The sequence below is a fragment of the Enterobacter cloacae complex sp. P18RS genome (assembly GCF_014982105.1).
GTDB lineage: Bacteria > Pseudomonadota > Gammaproteobacteria > Enterobacterales > Enterobacteriaceae > Enterobacter > Enterobacter hormaechei_C.
This window is the reverse complement of the sequence record NZ_JADCKV010000011.1, coordinates 14387-38601: the sequence shown is the minus strand read 5'-3', so window position 1 is coordinate 38601 and position 24215 is coordinate 14387. Positions and strand designations below refer to the sequence as shown.

Annotated in this window: 21 protein-coding genes; 18 read left to right on the top strand and 3 right to left on the bottom strand. The window is 54.8% G+C overall.

Annotated elements, in window-relative coordinates:
* The first annotated feature begins 248 nt into the window (after positions 1-248).
* The 6 genes from phrB to nei are packed head-to-tail and all read left to right on the top strand — an operon-like array spanning position 249 to position 5549.
* On the top strand, positions 249-1661 hold the full coding sequence (gene phrB, locus INF61_RS07970) for a deoxyribodipyrimidine photo-lyase (RefSeq protein WP_017694142.1): 1413 nt from the start codon (positions 249-251) through the stop codon (positions 1659-1661).
* A gap of 10 nt (positions 1662-1671) precedes the next feature.
* Positions 1672-2415, top strand: a complete 744-nt coding sequence (locus tag INF61_RS07965; RefSeq protein ID WP_026094364.1) for a type 2 GTP cyclohydrolase I — start codon at positions 1672-1674, stop codon at positions 2413-2415.
* A gap of 14 nt (positions 2416-2429) precedes the next feature.
* Positions 2430-3086: a 5-oxoprolinase subunit PxpB gene (pxpB, locus tag INF61_RS07960; RefSeq protein WP_045907116.1), complete on the top strand. Its 657-nt coding sequence runs from the start codon at positions 2430-2432 to the stop codon at positions 3084-3086.
* Entirely contained in the window at positions 3080-4012 is a 933-nt protein-coding gene (gene pxpC, locus INF61_RS07955) for a 5-oxoprolinase subunit PxpC (protein WP_015571116.1), read from the top strand. Before pxpB ends, pxpC begins: the two co-directional genes overlap by 7 nt.
* Positions 3999-4739: a 5-oxoprolinase subunit PxpA gene (pxpA, locus tag INF61_RS07950; RefSeq protein ID WP_045907115.1), complete on the top strand. Its 741-nt coding sequence runs from the start codon at positions 3999-4001 to the stop codon at positions 4737-4739. The genes pxpC and pxpA overlap by 14 nt, the downstream gene beginning before the upstream one ends.
* A gap of 18 nt (positions 4740-4757) precedes the next feature.
* The gene (gene nei / locus INF61_RS07945; protein WP_193547676.1) at positions 4758-5549 is read left to right on the top strand and encodes an endonuclease VIII; all 792 of its coding nucleotides are present in this window, start codon (positions 4758-4760) and stop codon (positions 5547-5549) included.
* Positions 5550-5551: 2 nt separating this feature from the next.
* Here the strand turns inward: nei and INF61_RS07940 are convergent, their stop codons facing one another.
* Positions 5552-6400 (bottom strand): AraC family transcriptional regulator, encoded by an 849-nt coding sequence (locus INF61_RS07940; RefSeq protein WP_023296132.1) that lies wholly within the window; start codon positions 6398-6400, stop codon positions 5552-5554.
* 196 nt (positions 6401-6596) lie between these two features.
* Between INF61_RS07940 and INF61_RS07935 the strand changes: the two genes are divergently transcribed.
* The 4 genes from INF61_RS07935 (at position 6597) to INF61_RS07920 (ending at position 11750) form a co-directional block, all read left to right on the top strand.
* Positions 6597-8378, top strand: coding sequence for a DUF2264 domain-containing protein (locus INF61_RS07935; protein ID WP_193547675.1), 1782 nt, complete (start codon positions 6597-6599; stop codon positions 8376-8378).
* A gap of 36 nt (positions 8379-8414) precedes the next feature.
* Positions 8415-9677 (top strand): oligosaccharide MFS transporter, encoded by a 1263-nt coding sequence (locus tag INF61_RS07930; RefSeq protein ID WP_058688880.1) that lies wholly within the window; start codon positions 8415-8417, stop codon positions 9675-9677.
* Positions 9678-9698: 21 nt separating this feature from the next.
* Positions 9699-10889 carry a glycoside hydrolase family 88 protein gene (locus tag INF61_RS07925; protein ID WP_058688884.1) on the top strand — a complete coding sequence of 397 codons (1191 nt, stop codon included), beginning with the start codon at positions 9699-9701 and terminating at the stop codon, positions 10887-10889.
* Positions 10890-10970: 81 nt separating this feature from the next.
* Positions 10971-11750, top strand: a complete 780-nt coding sequence (locus tag INF61_RS07920; RefSeq protein ID WP_193547674.1) for an oligogalacturonate-specific porin KdgM family protein — start codon at positions 10971-10973, stop codon at positions 11748-11750.
* Positions 11751-11790: 40 nt separating this feature from the next.
* Here INF61_RS07920 and INF61_RS07915 read toward each other — a convergent pair whose 3' ends face one another.
* Positions 11791-13074 (bottom strand): citrate synthase, encoded by a 1284-nt coding sequence (locus INF61_RS07915; protein WP_006809584.1) that lies wholly within the window; start codon positions 13072-13074, stop codon positions 11791-11793.
* 639 nt (positions 13075-13713) lie between these two features.
* Between INF61_RS07915 and sdhC the strand changes: the two genes are divergently transcribed.
* The 8 genes from sdhC to sucD all read left to right on the top strand — a co-directional run bounded on the left by sdhC (position 13714) and on the right by sucD (position 23365).
* Positions 13714-14118: a succinate dehydrogenase cytochrome b556 subunit gene (gene sdhC / locus INF61_RS07910; protein ID WP_026080740.1), complete on the top strand. Its 405-nt coding sequence runs from the start codon at positions 13714-13716 to the stop codon at positions 14116-14118.
* The gene (gene sdhD, locus INF61_RS07905; protein WP_003858621.1) at positions 14112-14459 is read left to right on the top strand and encodes a succinate dehydrogenase membrane anchor subunit; all 348 of its coding nucleotides are present in this window, start codon (positions 14112-14114) and stop codon (positions 14457-14459) included. Before sdhC ends, sdhD begins: the two co-directional genes overlap by 7 nt.
* Positions 14459-16225: a succinate dehydrogenase flavoprotein subunit gene (gene sdhA, locus INF61_RS07900; protein WP_032652993.1), complete on the top strand. Its 1767-nt coding sequence runs from the start codon at positions 14459-14461 to the stop codon at positions 16223-16225. The genes sdhD and sdhA overlap by 1 nt, the downstream gene beginning before the upstream one ends.
* Positions 16226-16240: 15 nt before the next feature.
* Positions 16241-16957, top strand: a complete 717-nt coding sequence (locus INF61_RS07895; RefSeq protein WP_023303307.1) for a succinate dehydrogenase iron-sulfur subunit — start codon at positions 16241-16243, stop codon at positions 16955-16957.
* 238 nt (positions 16958-17195) lie between these two features.
* On the top strand, positions 17196-20003 hold the full coding sequence (gene sucA / locus INF61_RS07890; RefSeq protein WP_003858615.1) for a 2-oxoglutarate dehydrogenase E1 component: 2808 nt from the start codon (positions 17196-17198) through the stop codon (positions 20001-20003).
* Positions 20004-20017: 14 nt separating this feature from the next.
* A complete protein-coding gene (odhB, locus tag INF61_RS07885) occupies positions 20018-21244 on the top strand; it encodes a 2-oxoglutarate dehydrogenase complex dihydrolipoyllysine-residue succinyltransferase (protein WP_003858613.1) in 1227 nt (408 codons plus the stop codon).
* An 85-nt stretch (positions 21245-21329) separates the two neighbouring features.
* Positions 21330-22496, top strand: a complete 1167-nt coding sequence (gene sucC, locus INF61_RS07880) for an ADP-forming succinate--CoA ligase subunit beta (protein ID WP_017384968.1) — start codon at positions 21330-21332, stop codon at positions 22494-22496.
* Positions 22496-23365, top strand: a complete 870-nt coding sequence (gene sucD / locus INF61_RS07875) for a succinate--CoA ligase subunit alpha (protein ID WP_003858609.1) — start codon at positions 22496-22498, stop codon at positions 23363-23365. The genes sucC and sucD overlap by 1 nt, the downstream gene beginning before the upstream one ends.
* A gap of 86 nt (positions 23366-23451) precedes the next feature.
* Here sucD and INF61_RS07870 read toward each other — a convergent pair whose 3' ends face one another.
* Positions 23452-24168, bottom strand: coding sequence for a GntR family transcriptional regulator (locus tag INF61_RS07870; RefSeq protein WP_017384967.1), 717 nt, complete (start codon positions 24166-24168; stop codon positions 23452-23454).
* Positions 24169-24215: the final 47 nt, after the last annotated feature.

Sequence of the window (24215 nt, the reverse complement as noted above, 5' to 3'; positions counted from 1 at the left end):
GGACCGCATAGTGAAACGCTATTTATGCATCGCGTTCATTGTCGCCAGCGCACTCGTTGTAAAGAGTGATAAACCGGATGTGTTTATTGCCTTTACCCTGATAGCGCAGGACAAGTAGCGTTAAGGCCGCCTCGGGCGGCCTTTTTTATTTCATCCCGTCTACACTTCATGGCAAAGTAGTTCAATGCATGCCTTTTTCCTTTTACGGCATGCCCTTACGGACATAATGGACAATTGCCAGGAGTTTTATGCCCACCCATCTGGTTTGGTTTCGCGCGGATTTACGCATTCACGACAACTTCGCTCTCGCGGCGGCCTGCCGCGCGAAAGACGCGAATGTGCTGGCCCTGTTTATCGCCACGCCTGAACAGTGGCGGCAGCATGACATGGCGCCCCGGCAAGCGGCACTACTCAGCGCGTATCTGAATGACCTGCAACATTCACTGGCCGAAAAAGGCATTCCGCTGATCTATAAAGAGGCCCATGATTTTGCCGCGCAGCGCCAGACGGTGCAGGCAATCTGCCAGCAGCACGCAGTAACACATCTTTATTACAACTATCAGTATGAATTCAACGAGCAACAGCGGGATCGTCAGCTGGAGAAAACCCTTGCGGGCGTGGTCTGTGAAGGCTTTGATGACAGCGTGATGCTCGCGCCGGGCAGCGTAATGACCGGCAGTCACGAGATGTATAAAGTTTTCACGCCGTTTAAAAATGCCTTTATCAAACGCCTGAAAGAGGGGCTGCCTGAGTGCGTTACCGCCCCGGCCGTGAGAGGGGAAACGATAACGGATCTGCCTGAGATCAGGCTGAATTATCCTCAGCAGTCGTTCGATGAAACAGTATTCCCCGCCAGCGAGAAAGCGGCTATCGCCCGGTTGCGTCAGTTCTGCACGCAGGGGGCGGCGGAGTACGAGGCGCGTCGGGATTTTCCAGCGACTGAAGGCACCAGCCGCTTGTCGGCCTGTTTAGCGCTGGGCGCGCTCTCTCCGCGCCAGTGTTTACATCGCCTGCTGGCGGAACAGCCTCAGGCCTTAGACGGGGGTGCGGGCGCAGTGTGGCTGAACGAACTGATCTGGCGTGAGTTTTATCGCCATCTGATGACGTATCATCCTGATTTGTGTAAACATCGGCCCTTTATTCGCTGGACCGAACAGGTACAGTGGCAGTCGAATGAGAAGCTGCTTAAAGCATGGCAGCGTGGGCTCACCGGCTTCCCGATTGTTGATGCGGCTATGCGGCAGCTCAATGAAACCGGGTGGATGCATAACCGTCTGCGTATGATTACCGCCAGCTTCCTGGTGAAGGATCTGCTTATCGACTGGCGAACCGGAGAGCGTTATTTTATCTCTCAGCTGATCGATGGCGATCTGGCGGCGAATAACGGCGGCTGGCAGTGGGCGGCCTCCACCGGAACGGATGCGGCTCCCTATTTTCGGATCTTCAATCCGACCACGCAGGGACAACGATTTGACGCCGACGGCGAGTTTATCCGTCGCTGGCTGCCGGAGCTTAAGGATGTCCCGGCCAAAGCCATTCATGAACCCTGGGTATGGGCGGATAAACAGCGTGTTACCCTGAACTATCCCCGTCCCATTGTCGACCATAAACAGGCGCGCGTCGCCACGCTGGCGGCGTACGAAGCCGCCCGAAAAGTTTGAGAGAATGATGATGAAAAACAGTGAACTGGAACGCCTGATTAACGAAAAACTCAACACGGCTTCGTTTAGCGACTACGGCCCGAATGGCTTGCAGGTGGAGGGGCGCGAGGCGGTGCAAAAAATCATCACCGGCGTAACGGCAAGCCAGGCGCTGCTGGATGAGGCGGTGCGTCAGGAAGCCGATGCGGTGATTGTCCACCACGGTTATTTCTGGAAAAACGAATCACCGATTATTCGCGGCATGAAGCGCAACCGACTTAAAACGCTGCTGGCGAATGACATCAATCTGTACGGCTATCACCTGCCGCTCGATGCGCATCCTGAACTGGGAAATAACGTTCAGCTTGCGCAGCTGCTGGGGATTACCGTGATGGGTGAAATTGAACCTCTGGTGCCGTGGGGCGAACTGTCGATGCCGGTTCCGGGTCTGGAGCTGGCTTCGTGGATCGAAGCGCGGCTGGGGCGTCGTCCGCTGTGGTGCGGCGACACCGGGCCGGATACCGTGAAGCGCGTGGCATGGTGCACCGGCGGCGGCCAGGGCTTTATTGACAGCGCGGCGCGTTTTGGTGTCGACGCCTTCATTACCGGCGAAGTCTCCGAGCAGACCATTCACTCAGCCCGTGAACAAGGCCTGCATTTTTACGCGGCGGGCCATCACGCCACCGAGCGTGGCGGCATCCGCGCCCTCAGCGAGTGGCTGACGGAAAATACCGATCTGGATGTGACGTTTATTGATATCCCTAATCCGGCCTGATGAGAGGTAGTTAAGTGCAGCGAGCGCGTTGTTATCTTCTGGGTGAAACCGCGGTAGTTCTGGAGCTTGAGCCTCCGGTGACGCTTGCTACGCAAAAGCGTATCTGGCGTCTGGCTCAGCGACTGCCCGAGCTACCCGGCGTGGTTGAAGCTATTCCGGGTATGAATAATATCACCGTGGTGCTGCGTGATCCGCACACGGGGGCGCTGGATGCCATTGAGCGTCTGCAACGCTGGTGGGAGGAGAGCGAGGCGCTGGAGCCGGAATCGCGGACGATTGAGATCCCGGTTGTCTATGGCGGCAAGGGAGGCCCCGACCTTGGCGTGGTGGCCGAACACTGTGGATTAACGGAGAAGCAGGTTGTGGAGCTGCATAGCTCAGTCGACTATGTTGTCTGGTTTTTGGGATTTCAGCCGGGTTTCCCCTATCTGGGCGAGTTATCGCCCCAGCTGCATACGCCGCGCCGGGCTGAGCCGCGCCTGAGCGTACCGGCGGGCAGCGTGGCGATTGGTGGCGAGCAAACGGGAATTTATCCGCTCGCCTCACCGGGAGGCTGGCAGCTGATTGGGCACACGTCCACGCCGTTATTTGAACCAGGCCAGGACGCGCCCATACTCCTGCGTCCGGGGGATACCCTGCGCTTTATCCCGCAGAAGGAGGGGGTATGTTAACGCTTATTCGCGCAGGGCTTTACACCTCGGTACAGGATGCCGGGCGTTTTGGGCTGCGTCAGTCGGGCGTGAGCTACTGCGGTGCGCTCGATCGCCCTTCGCTGGAGATTGCCAACCTGCTGGTAGGTAACGCAGGCAGCACGGCGGCGTTAGAAATTACGCTGGGTCAGTGCGTGATTGAGTTTGGTCAGGAAACCTGGTTTGCCTTAACCGGCGCGGGCTGTGACGCGACGCTGGACGGCAAAGCGGTGTGGACCGGCTGGCGCCTGCGGGCGAAGGCCGGGCAGCGTCTGACGCTCAAGCGTCCTCTGCACGGCGTGCGCAGCTATCTTGCGGTGGCGGGGGGGATCGACGTGCCGGAGGTGTTGGGCTCATCCAGCACCGACCAGAAAGCGGGAATGGGCGGCCATGAAGGACGGCTGCTGCGTGACGGCGATCGTCTGCGAATAAAGACCTCAACGCGCCATTTCACCACCACGCAGGGCGTGAAACAGCTGCTGTGGGGGAACGTGATCCGCGCCTTACCAGGACCGGAATACCATGAGTTTGATGAAGCCGCGAAAGAGTCTTTCTGGCGCTCGCCGTGGAAGATCAGCCCGCAGAGTAACCGCATGGGTTACCGGCTTCAGGGGCAGCCGCTGACCCGCACGACTGACCGGGAGCTGCTTTCCCATGGTCTGTTGCCCGGGGTGATTCAGGTGCCGGGCAACGGGCAACCCATCGTACTGATGAACGATGCGCAAACCACGGGGGGATATCCGCGTATTGCCTGCATTATCGAAGCGGATCGCTACCATCTGGCGCAAATTCCTCTCGGTCAGCCCATTCATTTTGTGCAGTGTTCGCTGGAGGAGGCGCTGAAAGCCCGGCAGGATCAGCAGCGTTATCTCGAACAGCTGGCGTGGAGGCTCGATGGTAAAGATTGATTTAAACGCCGATCTGGGGGAGGGCAGCAACGCCGATGCGGCGCTGATGACGCTGGTCTCCTCGGTGAATATCGCCTGCGGGTTTCATGCCGGCGATGCGCAGACCATGCTGGCGAGCGTGCGCAATGCCATGAAAAACGGTGTGGCGATTGGCGCTCACCCCAGCTTTCCCGACCGGGAAAACTTTGGTCGCACAGCGATGGATCTGCCGCCTGAGACGGTTTACGCGCAAATGCTCTACCAGATCGGCGCGCTGGAGGCGATAGTGCGCGCTGAGAATGGCGTGTTGCGCCACGTCAAGCCGCACGGCATGCTCTATAACCAGGCGGCGAAAGATCCGGCGCTGGCGGATGCCATTGCCCGTGCGGTGCGGGACTGTAATCCGCAACTGATTCTGGTAGGCCTGGCGGGCAGCGAGCTTATCCGTGCCGGAGAGCGGCTGGGGCTGACGACGCGGCAGGAAGTGTTTGCCGATCGGGGATACCTGCCGGACGGTAGCCTGGTTCCGCGTACGCAGGCCGGTGCGCTGATCACCGACGAAGGTAAAGCACTGGCGCAGACGCTGGAGATGGTGCGCTTCGGGCGAGTAACCTCAACGGAGGGGACAACGGCAAACGTTCAGGCTGATACGGTGTGCTTACACGGTGACGGCGAGCATGCGCTCCAGTTTGCGCGACGCCTGCGGGCGGCGTTCTCGGCAGAGGGCATTGTTGTCAGCGCAGAATAATCATGAAAGGACAATAACATGCCAGAAGGTCCGGAGATCCGCCGCGCGGCGGATAGCCTGGAGGCGGCGATAAAGGGCAAACCTCTGACACACGTCTGGTTTGCCTTTCCTCAACTCAAGCCGTTTGAATCGCAGCTGGTGGGGCAGACGGTGACCCACATTGAAACGCGCGGCAAGGCGTTACTCACCCACTTTTCCCATAACCTGACGTTATACAGCCATAATCAGCTTTACGGTGTCTGGCGGGTGGTGGAGGCGGACGAGCAGCCGCAAACGACCCGCGTGCTGCGCGTGCGGCTACAAACGGCGGATAAGGCGATCCTGCTTTACAGCGCCTCTGATATCGAAATGTTAACGCTGGAGCAGCTGCTGACGCATCCGTTCTTACAGCGGGTCGGGCCGGACGTGCTCGACATGCGTCTGACGGCAAGCGATGTGAAAGCCCGGTTGTTATCCTCCACATTCCGCAACCGGCAGTTTTCCGGGCTGTTGCTCGATCAGGCATTTCTGGCGGGGCTGGGAAACTACCTGCGGGTGGAGATCCTCTGGGAAGTGGGGCTGGCGCCGCAGCACAAAGCGTCGCAGCTGAGCGATGAACAGCTGGAGGCGCTGTCGCACGCGTTACTGGATATTCCACGGCTGTCGTACAACACGCGCGGCGTGGTGGATGAGAACAAGCATCACGGGGCGCTGTTCCGCTTCAAGGTGTTTCATCGGGCGGGTAAAAAGTGTGAGCGGTGCGGCGGGGTGATTGAGAAGGCGACGATCTCTTCCAGGCCGTTTTACTGGTGTCCGAACTGTCAGAGATGACGTCATGGTGTAGCGTAGGTCTTGCGATACTGTAGGGGCGTTTTCCCCATATTTTTACGAAAGCAGGTTATAAACCAGGCGTATTCGGAGAAGCCAACCTGTGCGGCAATCTCCCGTACCGTAGCATTGCTGTGCAGTAATAATTCGCACGCCTGGCGGATGCGCCTCATCGTCAAATATTCCTGAATCGTCCCGCCGGTTTCATCGTGGAACCGGCGGGATGCATGTCCTCGGGAACAACCCATGGCTCTGGCGATCTCTTCCAGCGTACAGCGCTGATGAAAGCGGGTTTCGAGCCAGCGGATAATATTCGCCGAAAAGGTATTCTGCCCGGTAGCCTGCTCCTGCCAGGGTAACAGGCTGATCAACTGCATCACCAGAAATGCGCTGTCACTGATGCTGAATGTTTCACTTTTCATCAGGGCTTCAAAGCGATCCAGTACGTTCTCAATGACGGGTTGTACATCGTGCACATCAAAGACCCGGGCTTTTTCTCCGCGACCACACAACTGGCGAAGCAGTTTTTGCTGACGGGGGAAATCACGCAGATAGTGGTCAATCACTGAGCCGTTAAAGTGCAGCGTCGTGCGGTGGTAGATATTGCGTGCGTCCTGCTCGACGTAAACTTTGTGAAGTTTCCCCGGTGGGAAAATAAAGATCCGCCCGGGTTTAACGGTATATTGCTGATGCTCCATCAACGCGATCCCAACCCCCTGGGACACCGATAAAATTTCCACACATTGATGCCAATGATAGTAATTCGCTGGCATATCTTTCATGCGGTTAAAGTAGATCGACCTGTCTGTGAGATTGATATGTTCCAGATAACTGTTGTCTTCGGAACGCTGCATGGTAGCCCCTGGCTGCCTCGGAGAGGATGTGAACAAACTTAAACTTTTATCATCTTAACCAAATTTTACCGCCAAAATTCCAGCCAATATTGTTCTCAATAAACTGCGCTGTTTGAAAATACGACAATTATCACATTTGTCTGCGTCTCTGACTCCTTATGATGCCCCGAATCATCAAATGAAACGAGGTTTCATTATGCAGGTAAAGAACGATTATTGCCAACTCGCAGAGGGTTGGATTGCCGCTGCTGTGCCCCATCTGACCCGGGAAAATACCCGTTTGCACATTGGGGAAACGGCAGCTCACTATACAGACGATATCGCGGGTATTGAGGGCTTTGCACGCCTGATATGGGCGCTTGCGCCGCTGTTGAGCGGCGGCGAAGCGGAAGGGTATAGGGAAATATTTTTACAGGGCATCCGTAGTGGTTGCGACCCTCAGCATCCAGACTACTGGGGCGATCTGTCTGACAACGACCAGCGCTGTGTCGAAATGGCGGCGTTTGGCCTGGCGCTGGCGCTACCTGACACCGGGATCTGGCAGGCGCTTTCGGCTACTGAACAGGACAATCTGGAACGCTGGCTGCGCCAGAGTGCCGAAATAACCATCCCCGATAATAACTGGCATTTTTTCCCGGTCCTGGTTCAGGTTGGACTGAAACGGGTAGGGCGCCATTACGATATGATGGTGATTGATAAGCATCTGAACGCGGTTGAACCCTTCTGGCTGGGTAACGGATGGTATTCCGACGGCGCCGGAAAGCCACGCGATTACTACATTTCCAGCGGTTTTCATTTTTACAGCCTGTTGTATAGCCACTTTATGCAGGATGTCGATCCGTCGCGTTGTCTCTGTTATCGCCAGCGGGCGCATCAGTTCGCGGGCGACTACCTCCACTATTTCACCTGCGACGGCAATGCCATCCCCTTTGGCCGTAGCTTGACCTACCGCTTTGTGCAGGCCGCATTCTGGAGCGCAGTGGCCTATACCGGGCTGGATGTTTTCTCGCCAGGGGTCGTCAAAGGCCTGATCCTTCGCCATCTTGACTGGTGGATGGCGCAGCCCTTTATGGATAATGACGGCTTATTTACCCTGGGTTATACCTATCCGAACCTGGTGATGACGGAAGATTACAATAGCCCGTGCTCACCCTGGTGGGCATGCAAAACATTATTGATTCTTGCATTACCGGATGATAGCCCGTTCTGGCAGGCTGAGGCCGCACCGCTGCCAGCGCGGGAAAATATTCATCAGATAAAAGAGGCCGGGCAAATCATCGTACATGCCGACGAAAACCGGCACGCATGGATGCTGATGTCGGGTCAGTACGATCGTAATAACTTCGTCAATTTCGAGGCGAAATACAGCAAGTTTGCCTATTCCAGCCATTTTGGATTCACGCTTACGCGGGGAAATGACGCCCTGAATCATGCGGCATGCGATTCGATGCTGATATTCAGTGAGCAGGACAACTACTGGCGCGGACGTCGCGAGTGCACCTCTGTCGACATGACTGACGCCTGGCTCCGCAGCACCTGGCAACCCTGGCCGGATGTATTTGTCACGACCTGGCTTATCCCGCATCAACAGGGGCACATCCGACTCCACCGGGTTGAAACCCAGCGCGCGCTCGACAGCGTCGAGGGTGGATTCGCCATCAATCGTCATTTACTCGCGGAAACAAGTAAAGCTTCTCATGAGGTAGCCCTGAACACCTTGTCCGGGTGTAGCCAGATTGTGGATCTGCTCTGCGAGCGTCACGCGCTGACCGTCACGACGCCTCCCAACAGCCACATTCTCCATGCTGCACCGGGCGAGATCCCCTGCCTGGGCGCCGTGCTTGAACCCGGTACGCACTGGCTGGCGTGTGCCGTAACGGCCACGATGGCCTCTGTCCTGCCGCCACCGATGACGCTGGCCTTCGATCGCCTGAGCCAGGTTCTCACGCTGAACACGAAAACCCTACACATACAATAGCTGGCGCACCTGGCGTGCGTGCGGAGAAAGATAACCATGAACCCTGTTCAATCAACACGTTCGGCTTATATCAAACTAAGCCTCTTCGTTTTTCTGTTTACCTTTACCTGGGCTGCAAGTTTTGGGCTTTATGCCATCTGGCTGGGGGATAAAGCCGGACTTGATGGCATAGAAATTGGCACCGTGTTCGCCGTTAACGGCGTTTTTGCTGTCATTTTTAAGCCTATTTATGGCTATATCATGGACAAAATGGGCATGAAAAAACATCTGCTTTACTTTGTCTGCGCCGTTTCAGCAATGATGGCTCCCTTTTTTATCTGGTGCTATCTGCCGCTGCTGGAGACTCATTTTGTCAGCGGCATGATCGTCGGCGCCTTGTTTTTCAGTCTTGGATGGTACGCAGGCGTTGCGGCCGAAGAGTCTTATGTCGATCGTTTCAGCCGTTTATACGATATGGAGTTTGGCCGTATCCGCATGTGGGCCGCACTGGGATGGGCGTCGGCCTCCTCATTTTCCGGTTACCTCTATAACATCTCGCCAAAAATTAACTTTGTTATCAGTAGCGCTTCCGCACTGTGCATGCTTGCGGTGCTGCTGACGCTCAAAGTCGATCATTTCGGTCAGGAAGAGAATAACGTTCTGTCGAAAGAAAAAATTGTGATTGGCGATGTATATAACCTGCTACGTAACAAAAAATTCTGGACCTTTGCGCTCTACATCGCCGGCGTGGCATGGATGATGTTTATCGCTGAACAACAGTTTTCACGCTACTTCGTCACCTTCTTCAGCACAAAAGAAGAGGGGAATGCCATGTTTGGTTATATGAGTACAACGCAATCTGCGACGGAGTTTTTCGGCATGATGTTAGTGCCTGCCCTCATAAATCGCATTGGAGCAAAACAGGGGTTATTGCTCACCGGACTGGTGATCAGCCTGCGATTAATTGTTTCCGGGCTGACAAACGATCCGGTCATTATCTGCCTTATCAAACCCCTGTACGGGATCGAAATCGCCCTGATTCTGGTCTCGGTCTTTAAGTACATTGCCGAACATTTTGATAAGCGTGTCAACGCCACGATGTATCTGCTGGGGTATCAGGCGATGATCTATGTGGGATCAATCGTTGTTGCGCCTCCGGCCGGCTATGCCTACCAGACAATTGGGTTTGAACACACCTATCTGGTTATGGGGCTGATAGCACTGGTGTTTACGGGGATTTCTGCTTTTACCCTCTCCGCGTGTTACCAGCATAAAAAGGTCCCGGACCTTCCGTCACCGGGTCAGGAAGCCCTTCACTGAAGCAACGAGAACGAGAGAATGATGTCTGAGAATATACGTAAGGAACCGATTGTCCCTGTTATGCTTCGCCATGGTGAGCGCGCGGCGATTGCAACGAAAATCCGTGATGCCATGCCGCTTATCGCCAGCGCGGTTGAACGGAACATGACCTGGTTCGGACAGCGCTTTCCCGATGCGGCCTGCCGTAACGGTCAGTATCCGGTGATTGATAATCAGGAATGGACGACCGGTTTCTGGACCGGGCAGCTGTGGCTCGCCTGGGAGTGGACCGGGGAAGCGAGCTATCGCACATTAGCCGAACAGCACGTCCGCTCATTTGGCGAGCGGATTGCCAAACGAGATTGTACTAACCACCACGATCTGGGGTTCTTATACAGTCTTTCCTGTATCGCAGGCAGCAAACTGACGGGCGACAGAGAGGCAAAATACATCGCCCTACAGGCTGCTGAATTGTTAATGGAGCGCTACCATCACCGCTGCGGCATTATTCAGGCGTGGGGAGAGCTGGATAACCCTGAGCAGCAGGGAAGAATGATCATCGACTGCAATATGAATTTGCCGCTGTTATATCAGGCCAGCCTTGCCACCGGGGAGCCACGCTATGCTGAAGCGGCGAAAAGGCATATTGAACAGGCCCGACGCTATATCGTTCGTGAAGATGGTTCTACATTCCATACGTACTATATGGATGTCAGAACCGGTGAGCCACGGTTTGGCAATACCCATCAGGGGTTCTCTGATGATTCCTGCTGGTCGCGCGGGCAGGCCTGGGGCGTGTATGGTTTTCTGCTTAATTATCTCTACACCGGTGATAAAAAGCTGCTGGCGCTGAGCCAGACCCTGGCGAACTACTTTATCAACCGGCTGCCGGACGATCTAATTTGCTATTGGGATTTGGCGTTAACCGACCCGAATAGCGAGCGAGACAGTTCTGCCAGCGCCATTCTCGCTTGTGCACTGTTGGAGCTGGTGAAACAGCTACCGGTGACTCATCCTGATCGTGAAAGCTATGAGGCACTAGGGTTAAAAATCATTGAAAGCATGATCGATCGCTATCTCAATCTGACGCATCAGCAGGGGGAAGGACTTCTCAACCATTCTGTTTATCATTTTAAAGGTAACGTTGGCGTAAATGAATGCTGTGCCTGGGGAGATTATTTCCTGATGGAAGCCATCGCGCGGGCAACGTCGTCATGGAATAGTTACTGGTAATATCTCGCTCTCCCTGTTCTCTAAATTATGTCTTTAATCAGGCAGGGGAGCGCTTATCTCTGTAATGGCAAGGATAATATAATGAAAGGAAAAAGCGTAATTATATTCGCTGCAATAACGTTTTCTTCACTGGGTGTGTGTGCAGAAAATAATAATACTATTACTGCTGCGCAGGTAAAAGCGACACCGTATACTACGGTGTTCTTTGCCCCGCGTACGCAATACCGCACCGCCAGTGAAAGTTTTTTACAACGGTTGATGTTAACAGGCGTTGTTCAGGATCCTGACAGCATCCTGAAAAGCATGTACTGGAGTTTTGAAACCGATGCCGATTTAGGTAAGCACATGGATCAGTGGAAAAGCAGTTACCAGGAAGCGGAGTTCAATAAGCCCTTCTCGCTAGGTGCCAGCCAGTTCTGGCTGGAACCAGGAACCGTTTTTCATTGGGAATCGGCAGGGTCACGCATCGATCCCTACATTGGCATTGGTTACCATTTTGATCCAACGTTGGGGGCGGTACTGCGCTATCGCTACAATCATCAGAATCATGACAGTGAAACACGTCAGGGTGAGTGGGATGATTCGTCGGAGCATCGCGTGGATATTTATCTGACAAAATATTTTACTCCAGACTTTTGGGTGCAATATAACCCAACGTATTACAGTAAAACGCACTCTGATAAATTCGTGTATGCCAATGGTAAAAACCACACCTTACAGCACAACGTTGTTTTTAATTTCCATACTACGCCACGGTTTTATCCCTTCTTTGAACTTGGCTATCTTGATGAATATAAAGATGGAGATGATACAAAAAGTGAATATCAGCTGCGAGTGGGGTTCAAATACAATTTAAACTAAAAAAACGCGCCCTTGGGCGCGTTTTTGCAGATGTAACGAATTAACGTTTAATATCTGATTTGAAATCACGCTGCTCGTAGCCGGTATACAGCTGACGAGGACGCGCGATTTTCATGCCTTCGCTGTGCATTTCGTTCCAGTGCGCAATCCAGCCCACGGTACGGGCCATGGCGAAGATTACGGTGAACATGGAAGACGGAATGCCCATCGCTTTCAGAATAATGCCAGAGTAGAAATCGACGTTCGGGTAGAGTTTCTTCTCAATGAAGTACGGGTCGTTCAGCGCGATGTGTTCCAGCTCCATCGCCACTTCCAGCAGATCATCTTTGGTGCCCAGCTCTTTCAGCACTTCGTGGCAGGTCTCACGCATGACGGTCGCGCGCGGGTCGTAGTTTTTGTAAACACGGTGACCGAAGCCCATCAGACGGAAGGAGTCATTCTTGTCTTTCGCGCGGCGCACGAACTCAGGAATGTGCTCAACGGAGCTGATCTCTTCCAGCATCTTCAGTGCCGCTTCGTTCGCGCCGCCGTGCGCCGGTCCCCACAGGGAGGCGATGCCCGCAGCGATACAGGCGAACGGGTTCGCGCCGGAAGAGCCCGCGGTACGGACGGTAGAGGTCGAGGCGTTTTGTTCGTGGTCAGCGTGCAGGATCAGAATACGGTCCATCGCGCGTTCCAGCACCGGGTTCACTTCGTACTCTTCGCACGGCGTGGAGAACATCATACGCAGGAAGTTACCCGCGTAGGAGAGGTCGTTGCGTGGGTACACAAACGGCTGACCGATAGAGTATTTGTAACACATCGCCGCCATGGTAGGCATTTTAGACAGCAGACGGAACGCCGCGATATCACGGTGACGTGGGTTATTCACGTCCAGAGAATCGTGGTAGAACGCCGCCAGCGCACCGGTAATACCGCACATGACCGCCATCGGATGAGAGTCACGACGGAACGCATGGAACAGACGGGTAATCTGCTCATGGATCATGGTGTGACGGGTCACGGTGGTTTTAAATTCATCGTACTGGGCCTGCGTCGGTTTTTCGCCGTTCAGCAGGATGTAGCACACTTCCAGATAGTTGGATTCGGTGGCTAACTGATCGATGGGGAAGCCGCGATGGAGCAGGATACCTTCGTCACCGTCAATGTAGGTGATTTTGGATTCGCAAGATGCGGTGGAGGTGAATCCAGGGTCAAAGGTGAATACCCCTTTGGAACCCAGCGTACGGATATCAATAACATCCTGACCGAGCGTGCCTTTTAGCACATCCAGTTCAATAGCATCATCACCATTTAGGGTGAGTTTTGCCTTTGTATCAGCCATTTACGGTCTCCTTAGCGCCTTATGCTTAAGACTGCGCTTTACCGGATTTGCTTTCAGCTGTTAATCATCGTTACCAGATTGTTATTTGGCTTACCGCTCAGCTCACGAGGAGAAACCAGGGTACAGAGCTATGGCGCCTTGCAGGTAAACGAATGAAATATCAGTGAAACAACAGCAAATCAGCGTTTTTGCAGTCCGAATTATTCAAACCTGTATATCACTAATAACTGTCCTGATAACTTCGGTCAATACCATCACACTGTTACATAACTATTTGTCAGGTGAAAGAGAGACCTCATAACTTTTGCGCATTATATGCCTTTTCTGATGACGTTTGTAACAATATTGTTTAACATTTGTCAAATCAGATGATTAAAAATTAAAAAGATGTTGTTATCGTGACCCCGATCACTGTTCCAGAGAAAACCCAACAAACTGTATGTAGGTTAATTGTAATGATTTTGTGAACGGCCTATACTGCCGCCAGGTCTCCGGAACACCCTGCAATCCCGAGCCACCCAGCGTTGTAACGTGTCGTTTTAGCATTTGGAAGCAATGTTTTGCATGACGCGCAGTTATAGAAAAGGAACGCTGTCTGACCCGCATCGCAGTCCGGAGGAAGGAAACAATAAGAACAGCATGTGGGCGTTATTCATGATAAGAAATGTGAAAAAACAAAGACCTGTCAATCTGGATCTGAAAACGATCCGATTCCCTGTAACAGCAATAGCGTCCATTCTGCACCGTGTTTCTGGTGTGATTACGTTTGTGGCGGTCGGTATCTTGCTGTGGTTACTGGGAACCAGCCTCTCATCCCCTGAAGGATTCCTCCAGGCCTCAGCCATTATGAACAGCTTCTTCGTGAAATTTATCATGTGGGGCATTCTGACCGCGCTGGCCTATCACGTGGTTGGCGGCGTTCGCCATATGCTGATGGACTTTGGCTACCTGGAAGAGACGTTCGAGGCCGGTAAACGTACCGCTAACATTTCATTTGTGATCACTGTCGTGCTTTCACTTCTCGCAGGAGTTCTCGTATGGTAAGCAACGCCTCCGCATTAGGACGCAACGGCGTACATGACTTCATCCTGGTCCGTGCTACCGCCATCGTTCTCACCCTTTACATCATCTATATGATCGGTTTCTTCGCGACCAGCGGCACGCTGACGTGGGAAATCTGGAGTGGTTTCTTCGGATCGGCCTTCACCAAAGTGTTCACCCTGCTGGCCCTGTTCTCCATCCTTATTCATGCCTGGATCGGCATGTGGCAGGTGTTGACCGATTACGTTAAACCGCTGGCGATTCGCCTTCCGCTGCAACTGATTATTGTTGTTGCTCTGCTGGTTTACGTCATTTATGGATTTGTTGTGGTGTGGGGTGTGTAATGAAACTGCCAGTCAGAGAATTTGATGCTGTTGTGATTGGTGCGGGTGGCGCAGGTATGCGCGCCGCACTACAAATTTCCCAGAGCGGCCAGACCTGCGCGCTGCTCTCTAAAGTATTCCCGACCCGTTCCCACACTGTGTCTGCGCAGGGCGGTATCACCGTTGCGCTGGGTAATTCCCATGAAGATAACTGGGAATGGCATATGTACGATACGGTAAAAGGTTCCGATTACATCGGTGACCAGGATGCCATCGAATATATGTGTAAAACCGGCCCGGAAGCGATTCTGGAGCTGGACCACATGGGTCTGCCGTTCTCTCGTCTGGAAAATGGCACCATCTATCAGCGTCCGTTTGGCGGCCAGTCGAAAAACTTCGGCGGCGAGCAGGCGGCACGTACCGCAGCGGCGGCTGACCGTACCGGCCACGCGCTGCTGCACACGCTGTATCAGCAGAACCTGAAAAACCACACCACAATTTTCTCCGAGTGGTATGCGCTGGATCTGGTGAAAAACGCCGATGGCGCCGTGGTGGGGTGTACCGCCCTGTGCATCGAAACCGGTGAGGTGGTCTACTTCAAAGCCCGCGCAACCGTTCTGGCGACCGGCGGCGCAGGCCGTATCTATCAGTCCACTACCAACGCCCATATCAACACCGGTGACGGCGTTGGGATGGCGATCCGCGCTGGCGTGCCGGTGCAGGACATGGAGATGTGGCAGTTCCACCCAACCGGTATCGCCGGTGCGGGCGTACTGGTGACAGAAGGCTGCCGTGGTGAAGGTGGTTACCTGCTGAACAAACATGGCGAGCGCTTCATGGAGCGTTATGCGCCAAACGCAAAAGACCTTGCGGGCCGTGACGTGGTGGCGCGTTCCATCATGATCGAAATCCGTGAAGGCCGCGGCTGTGACGGCCCTTGGGGTCCACACGCGAAGCTGAAACTCGACCATCTGGGTAAAGACGTGCTGGAATCCCGTCTGCCGGGCATTCTGGAGCTGTCCCGCACCTTCGCGCACGTCGACCCTGTGAAAGAGCCAATTCCGGTTATCCCAACCTGTCACTACATGATGGGCGGTATTCCGACCAAAGTGACCGGTCAGGCGCTGACCGTGAACGAGCAGGGCGAAGACGTGGTCATCCCTGGCCTGTTCGCGGTAGGCGAAATTGCCTGCGTATCCGTGCACGGCGCAAACCGTCTGGGCGGCAACTCCCTGCTGGACCTGGTGGTATTTGGTCGTGCGGTGGGTCTGCATCTCCAGGAGTCTATTGCCGAGCAGGGCGCGCTGCGTGATGCGACCGATGACGAAATAGATGCCTCTCTTGAGCGCCTCAATCGCTGGAACGGTAATCGTAACGGCGAAGATCCGGTGGAGATCCGTAAGGCGTTGCAGGAGTGTATGCAGCACAACTTCTCGGTATTCCGTGAAGGTGACGCGATGGCCAAAGGGCTTGAGCAGCTGAAAGCGATCCGCGAGCGTCTGAAGAATGCCCGTCTGGATGATACCTCCAGCGAGTTCAACACCCAGCGCGTTGAGTGCCTGGAGCTGGATAACCTGATGGAAACCGCGTTCGCCACTGCGATGTCGGCAAACTTCCGTACCGAAAGCCGTGGCGCCCATAGCCGCTTCGACTTCCCGGATCGTGATGACGAAAACTGGCTGTGCCATTCCCTGTATCTGCCAGAGTCGGAAACCATGACGCGTCGTAGCGTTAACATGGAACCGAAACTGCGTCCGGCGTTCCCGCCGAAGATTCGTACTTACTAATGCGGAGACAGGATAATGAAACTCGAATTCTCAGTTTATCGTTATAACCCGGATGTAGACGATGCTCCGCGTATGCAGGATTACACCCTCGAAGCGGAAGAAGGTCGTGACATGATGCTGCTGGATGCCTTAATCCAGCTGAAAGAGAAAGATCCTACGCTGTCGTTCCGCCGCTCCTGCCGTGAAGGGGTGTGTGGCTCTGACGGTGTAAACATGAACGGCAAAAACGGTCTGGCCTGTATTACGCCAATTTCAGCGCTACAGCGTTCTGGCCAGAAAATTGTGATCCGTCCTCTGCCTGGCCTGCCGGTCGTGCGTGATTTGGTGGTGGACATGGGGCAATTCTATGCACAATATGAGAAGATTAAGCCTTACTTATTGAATAATGGGCAAAATCCACCCGCTCGCGAGCACTTACAGTCTCCTGAGCAGCGTGAAAAACTCGATGGGTTGTACGAGTGTATTCTCTGTGCATGCTGTTCTACGTCATGCCCGTCATTCTGGTGGAACCCGGATAAATTTATCGGCCCTGCGGGTCTGCTGGCTGCCTATCGCTTCCTGATCGACAGCCGCGATACCGAAACCGAGAATCGTCTGGAAGGGCTAAGTGACGCTTTCAGCGTATTCCGCTGCCATAGCATCATGAACTGCGTCAGTGTGTGTCCTAAGGGGCTGAACCCGACGCGCGCCATCGGCCATATTAAGTCGATGTTGTTGCAGCGCAGTGCGTAAGTAACAACGCCGGATGGCGCTGCGCTTATCCGGCCTACGTAACAGTAGGCCCGGTAAGCGTAGCGCCACCGGGCAAATTGCAGAAACCTTTAAAAACTGCCCTGAAGTTTAGACAGTTTCTAAAGGTTCCTTCGCGGGCCAAATGAAAAGAGCTCGCAGGTGAACCCCGGCACGTACACGTGGTGTGCGTGGTAGTTTCTACGGCGAAAGTAAGCATAAAAATGCTTAAGGGATCACGATGCAGAACGGCGCAATGAAAGCCTGGCTGGACTCTTCTTACCTCTCTGGTTCAAACCAGAGCTGGATAGAACAGCTCTATGAAGACTTCTTAACCGATCCTGACTCAGTGGACGCAAACTGGCGTTCCATGTTCCAGCAGTTGCCTGGTACAGGGGTCAAACCGGATCAATTCCATTCAAAAACACGTGATTATTTCCGTCGTCTGGCGAAGGATGCCTCACGTTACTCTTCTGCGATTTCCGACCCTGACACCAATGCGAAGCAGGTTAAAGTCCTGCAACTTATCAACGCTTATCGCTTCCGTGGTCACCAGCATGCGAATCTCGATCCGCTGGGACTGTGGCAGCAGGAACGTGTAGCGGATCTCGATCCGGCTTATCACGATCTGACCGAGGCCGATTTCCAGGAAAGCTTTAACGTAGGTTCCTTTGCCATCGGCAAAGACACGATGAAGCTGGGCGATCTGATTGACGCGCTCAAGCAAACCTACTGCGGCTCCATCGGCGCGGAATATATGCACATTACCTCCACCGAAGAGAAACGCTGGATCCAGCAGCGTATCGAATCCGTGGCAGGCCACGCGAATTTCTCAGCAGAAGAGAAAAAACGTTTCCTCAGCGAACTGACCGCAGCGGAAGGCCTTGAGCGCTATCTGGGCGCGAAATTCCCTGGCGCAAAACGCTTCTCACTGGAGGGCGGCGATGCGTTAGTCCCGATGCTGAAAGAGCTGATTCGTCATGCCGGTAAGAGCGGCACGCGCGAAGTGGTGCTGGGCATGGCGCACCGTGGTCGCCTGAACGTGCTGGTTAACGTGCTGGGTAAAAAGCCGCAGGATCTGTTCGACGAATTTGCGGGTAAACATAAAGAGCACCTCGGCACCGGTGACGTGAAGTACCACATGGGCTTCTCGTCAGATATCGAAACCGAGGGCGGTCAGGTTCACCTGGCGCTGGCGTTTAACCCGTCGCACCTGGAAATCGTCAGCCCGGTGGTTATCGGTTCCGTGCGTGCGCGTCTGGATCGTCTGGACGAGCCGAGCAGCAATAAAGTGCTGCCAATCACCATTCACGGTGATGCGGCGGTCACAGGGCAGGGCGTGGTTCAGGAAACCCTGAACATGTCGAAAGCGCGTGGTTATGAAGTGGGCGGTACCGTTCGCATCGTAATCAACAACCAGGTGGGCTTCACCACCTCTAACCCGCTGGATGCGCGTTCCACCCCGTACTGCACCGACATCGGTAAAATGGTTCAGGCACCCATCTTCCACGTTAACGCGGATGACCCTGAAGCCGTTGCTTTCGTTACCCGTCTGGCGCTGGACTTCCGTAACACCTTCAAGCGCGATGTGTTCATTGACCTCTTCTGCTACCGCCGTCACGGCCACAACGAAGCGGATGAGCCAAGTGCAACCCAGCCGCTGATGTACCAGAAAATCAAAAAACACCCGACGCCGCGTAAAATCTACGCTGACAAGCTGGAAAGCGAAAAAGTGGCGACGCTGGAAGATGCGACCGAGATGGTCAATCTTTATCGCGACGCGCTGGATGCGGGTGAATGCGTAGTGAAAGAGCTGCGCCCAATGAACATGCACTCCTTTACCTGGTCGCCGTATCTCAACCACGAGTGGGACGAGAGCTACCCGAACAAGGTTGAGATGAAGCGTTTGCAGGAACTGGCTAAACGCATCAGCACCGTGCCGGAAGCGATCGAGATGCAGTCCCGCGTGGCCAAGATCTATGGCGATCGCCAGGCAATGGCGGCGGGTGAGAAGCTGTTCGACTGGGGCGGCGCGGAAACGCTGGCCTATGCGACGCTGGTTGACGAAGGTATTCCGGTTCGTCTGTCCGGTGAAGATGCGGGTCGTGGCACCTTCTTCCACCGTCATGCGGTTGTACACAACCAGTCTAACGGTTCAACGTACACTCCGCTTCAGCACGTGCATAACGGTCAGGGCCAGTTCAAGGTCTGGGACTCCGTGCTGTCAGAAGAAGCGGTTCTGGCCTTCGAATACGGCTACGCCACCGCAGAACCCCGCACCCTGACCATCTGGGAAGCGCAGTTCGGTGACTTCGCCAACGGTGCGCAGGTCGTCATCGACCAGTTCATCTCCTCCGGTGAGCAGAAGTGGGGCCGTATGTGCGGTCTGGTGATGCTGCTGCCGCACGGCTATGAAGGACAAGGTCCGGAGCACTCCTCCGCGCGTCTGGAGCGTTATCTGCAACTCTGCGCCGAGCAGAATATGCAGGTTTGCGTGCCGTCCACTCCGGCTCAGGTTTACCACATGCTGCGTCGTCAGGCGCTGCGCGGTATGCGCCGTCCGCTGGTGGTCATGTCGCCAAAATCCCTGCTGCGCCATCCACTGGCGGTCTCCAGCCTGGAAGAGCTGGCAAACGGCACCTTCCTGCCGGCCATCGGTGAAATTGACGAGCTGGATCCGCAGGCCGTTAAGCGTGTCGTAATGTGTTCTGGTAAGGTTTATTACGACCTGCTGGAACAGCGCCGTAAGAACGATCAGAAAGATGTCGCCATCGTGCGTATCGAACAGCTTTATCCGTTCCCGCATCAGGCGATGCAGGAAGTGCTGAAACAGTACGCTCACGTTCATGATTTTGTCTGGTGCCAGGAAGAGCCGCTCAACCAGGGCGCATGGTATTGCAGCCAGCATCATTTCCGTGAAGTGATTCCATTTGGGTCTGCCCTGCGTTATGCAGGTCGCCCGGCCTCCGCCTCTCCGGCGGTAGGGTATATGTCCGTTCACCAGAAGCAGCAACAAGATCTGGTCAATGACGCGCTGAACGTCGATTAATTAAAGGATACATAATGAGTAGCGTAGATATTCTTGTTCCCGACCTGCCTGAGTCCGTAGCAGATGCAACCGTCGCCACCTGGCACAAAAAACCAGGCGACGCGGTAACCCGTGACGAAGTGCTGGTAGAAATCGAAACTGACAAAGTGGTACTGGAAGTACCGGCTTCAGCGGATGGCATTCTGGATGCAGTCCTGGAAGATGAAGGTACGACCGTCACTTCTCGCCAGATCCTGGGTCGCCTGCGTGAAGGCAATAGCGCGGGCAAAGAGTCCAGCGCCAAATCTGAAGAGAAAGCGTCTACTCCGGCCCAGCGCCAGCAGGCGTCTCTGTCCGATCAGACCAATGACGCGCTCAGCCCGGCGATCCGTCGCCTGCTGGCTGAGCACAGCCTCGATCCGGCAGCCATCAAAGGCACCGGCGTGGGTGGCCGTCTGACGCGCGAAGACATCGACAAGCATCTTGCAAAAGCGCCTTCTGAGGCGAAAGCGGAAGCGAAAGCCCCTGCGGCAGCACCAGCGGCACAGCCAGCTCTGGGCGCACGTAGCGAAAAACGCGTGCCGATGACCCGCCTGCGTAAGCGCGTGGCCGAGCGTCTGCTGGAAGCGAAAAACTCCACCGCGATGCTGACCACCTTTAACGAAGTCAACATGAAGCCAATCATGGATCTGCGCAAGCAGTACGGTGACGCGTTTGAAAAACGTCACGGTATCCGTCTGGGCTTCATGTCCTTCTACGTGAAAGCGGTAGTTGAAGCGCTGAAACGCTACCCGGAAGTGAACGCGTCTATCGATGGCGATGACGTGGTTTACCACAACTACTTCGACGTCAGCATGGCGGTTTCTACCCCACGCGGCCTGGTTACCCCGGTTCTGCGTGACGTGGATACCCTGGGTATGGCTGACATCGAGAAGAAAATCAAAGAGCTGGCCGTGAAAGGCCGCGACGGCAAGCTGACCGTTGAGGACCTGACTGGCGGTAACTTCACCATTACCAACGGTGGTGTGTTCGGCTCGCTGATGTCTACCCCGATCATCAACCCGCCGCAGAGCGCGATCCTGGGTATGCACGCCATTAAAGATCGTCCAATGGCGGTAGACGGTAAAGTGGAGATCCTGCCGATGATGTACCTGGCGCTCTCTTACGATCACCGCCTGATCGACGGCCGCGAGTCCGTAGGCTTCCTGGTTGCCATTAAAGAGCTGCTGGAAGATCCAACGCGTCTGCTGCTGGACGTCTAGTTTTTGCAGTCTTGCCCGGCGGCGCGTTGCTTGCCGGGCCTACAAAAGCACTACCTAACGATTACCTGAAGGATGGATAGAACACATGAACTTACATGAATATCAGGCCAAACAGCTGTTTGCCCGGTATGGCTTACCGGCTCCGGTGGGTTATGCCTGTACTACCCCGCGTGAAGCAGAAGAAGCCGCGTCTAAAATCGGTTCCGGCCCGTGGGTAGTTAAATGTCAGGTTCACGCTGGTGGCCGTGGTAAAGCGGGCGGTGTGAAGGTTGTTAAGAGCAAAGAAGAGATCCGTGCGTTTGCTGAACATTGGCTCGGCAAGCGTCTGGTAACCTACCAGACAGATGCGAACGGCCAGCCGGTTAACCAGATCCTGGTTGAAGCGGCAACCGACATCGCGAAAGAACTGTACCTCGGCGCAGTCGTAGACCGTAGCTCCCGTCGCGTGGTGTTCATGGCGTCTACCGAAGGCGGCGTGGAAATCGAAAAAGTGGCGGAAGAAACCCCGCACCTGATCCACAAAGTGGCTATCGATCCGCTGGCGGGCCCAATGCCTTACCAGGGTCGTGAGCTGGCATTCAAACTGGGTCTGGAAGGCAAGCTGGTTCAGCAGTTCACCAAGATCTTCATGGGTCTGGCGACCATTTTCCTGGAGCGCGATTTGGCGCTGATCGAGATCAACCCGCTGGTGATCACCACCCAGGGCGACCTGATCTGCCTCGACGGCAAGCTGGGCGCTGACGGCAACGCGCTGTTCCGCCAGTCCGATCTGCGTGAAATGCGCGATCAGTCTCAGGAAGATCCGCGTGAAGCACAGGCTGCACAGTGGGAGCTGAACTACGTCGCGCTGGATGGCAACATCGGCTGCATGGTTAACGGTGCGGGCCTGGCAATGGGCACCATGGACATCGTTAAGCTGCACGGCGGTGAGCCAGCGAACTTCCTCGACGTGGGCGGTGGCGCAACCAAAGAGCGCGTAACCGAAGCGTTCAAAATCATCCTCTCTGACAGCAACGTGAAAGCGGTTCTGGTGAACATCTTCGGCGGTATCGTACGTTGCGACCTGATCGCCGACGGTATCATCGGCGCGGTAGAAGAAGTGGGCGTTAACGTTCCGGTTGTTGTACGTCTGGAAGGGAACAACGCTGAACTCGGCGCGAAAAAACTGGCTGACAGCGGCCTGAATATTATTGCAGCGAAAAGTCTGACGGATGCAGCTCAGCAGGTTGTTGCCGCAGTGGAGGGGAAATAATGTCCGTTTTAATTAATAAAGATACCAAGGTTATCTGCCAGGGCTTCACCGGTAGCCAGGGGACTTTCCACTCCGAACAGGCGATTGCCTATGGTACGCAGATGGTTGGCGGCGTAACGCCAGGTAAAGGCGGCACCACGCACCTGGGCCTGCCGGTGTTCAACACCGTGCGTGAAGCGGTAGAAGCGACGGGCGCAACCGCGACCGTGATCTACGTACCGGCGCCGTTCTGCAAAGACTCTATTCTGGAAGCGATCGACGCAGGCATTAAGCTGATCATCACCATCACCGAAGGCATCCCGACGCTGGATATGCTGACCGTGAAGGTGAAGCTGGACGAAGCAGGCGTGCGCATGATCGGCCCGAACTGCCCAGGCGTTATCACTCCAGGCGAATGCAAAATCGGTATCATGCCGGGCCACATTCATCGCCCAGGCAAAGTGGGTATCGTGTCCCGTTCCGGTACCCTGACCTATGAAGCGGTTAAGCAGACCACCGACTACGGTTTCGGCCAGTCCACCTGCGTGGGCATCGGCGGTGACCCGATCCCGGGCTCTAACTTCATCGACATCCTGAAGCTGTTCCAGGAAGATCCACAGACCGAAGCGATCGTGATGATCGGTGAGATCGGTGGTAGCGCGGAAGAAGAAGCGGCTGCTTACATCAAAGATCATGTGACCAAGCCGGTGGTGGGTTACATCGCGGGTGTGACCGCGCCGAAAGGCAAACGTATGGGTCACGCGGGCGCGATTATCGCAGGCGGTAAAGGTACGGCTGATGAGAAATTCGCAGCACTGGAAGCCGCAGGCGTGAAAACCGTTCGCAGCCTGGCGGATATCGGTGAAGCACTGAAATCCATCATTAAGTAAGTCCTCTCTGCTCCCCGAATGGGGCGCGTTGAAGTATAAAAAAATGTCCGTTTCGACATGGTTGGCCGCTGTAAAGCGGCCTTTTTTTATTGCCTGCGTTTAGCCACCAGAGTGAATTTATAGTCGTCGGTGTTAAACACGTTGCGACTGTATTCAAATACCCGGCCGTCTTTCAGAAAGCCACGAGAGACTTTTTCCAGAATCGGTTTTGCCGGATCGAGCGCCAGGGCGGCAATCGCCTCATCCGATGGCATGACTGGCACCAGCTCCTGCTCGCTGCGATCGATCACCATCTTTTTGATCTGCTCAATGTAATGGTATTTCGACTGTTCCATCACTTCCCAGGTGAGGTCGGGGAACATCGCCAGCGGCATCCATGTCTCTTCCAGATTCACCGGCTTTTCCCTGATGAAGCGTACGCGCTTGACGTGCCAGACCTTATCATCCGGATTGAGCGCAAGTTTTGCCGCGAGCCGCTCATCGGCTTTCACCACTTCGAAGACGCTGACGTCGCTGTGCGTATCGACGTTGCGATCCGCTAACTTTTCGTAAAAACCGGTGAGCTGATAAATATCGTAATTCACCCGCTCCTCTTTTACATACGAGCCGCTGCCCTGAATACTTTCGATGATCTGCTCGTCGGCGAGCAGCTTCAAAGCCTGCCGCACGGTGACCCGGCTGACGCTAAACGCCTCCTGAAGGCTGGATTCCGTCGGCAGCGCGTCGCCAGGTTTTAACTCACCGGCATTAATTTTCTCGCGGAACGCATCGGCGATCTGCCGGTACATCGGTTTATTGCCCATTGTGTCGCGCCTTTTTAATACGTTTTCAGGGAATTATGCCTTCAGTG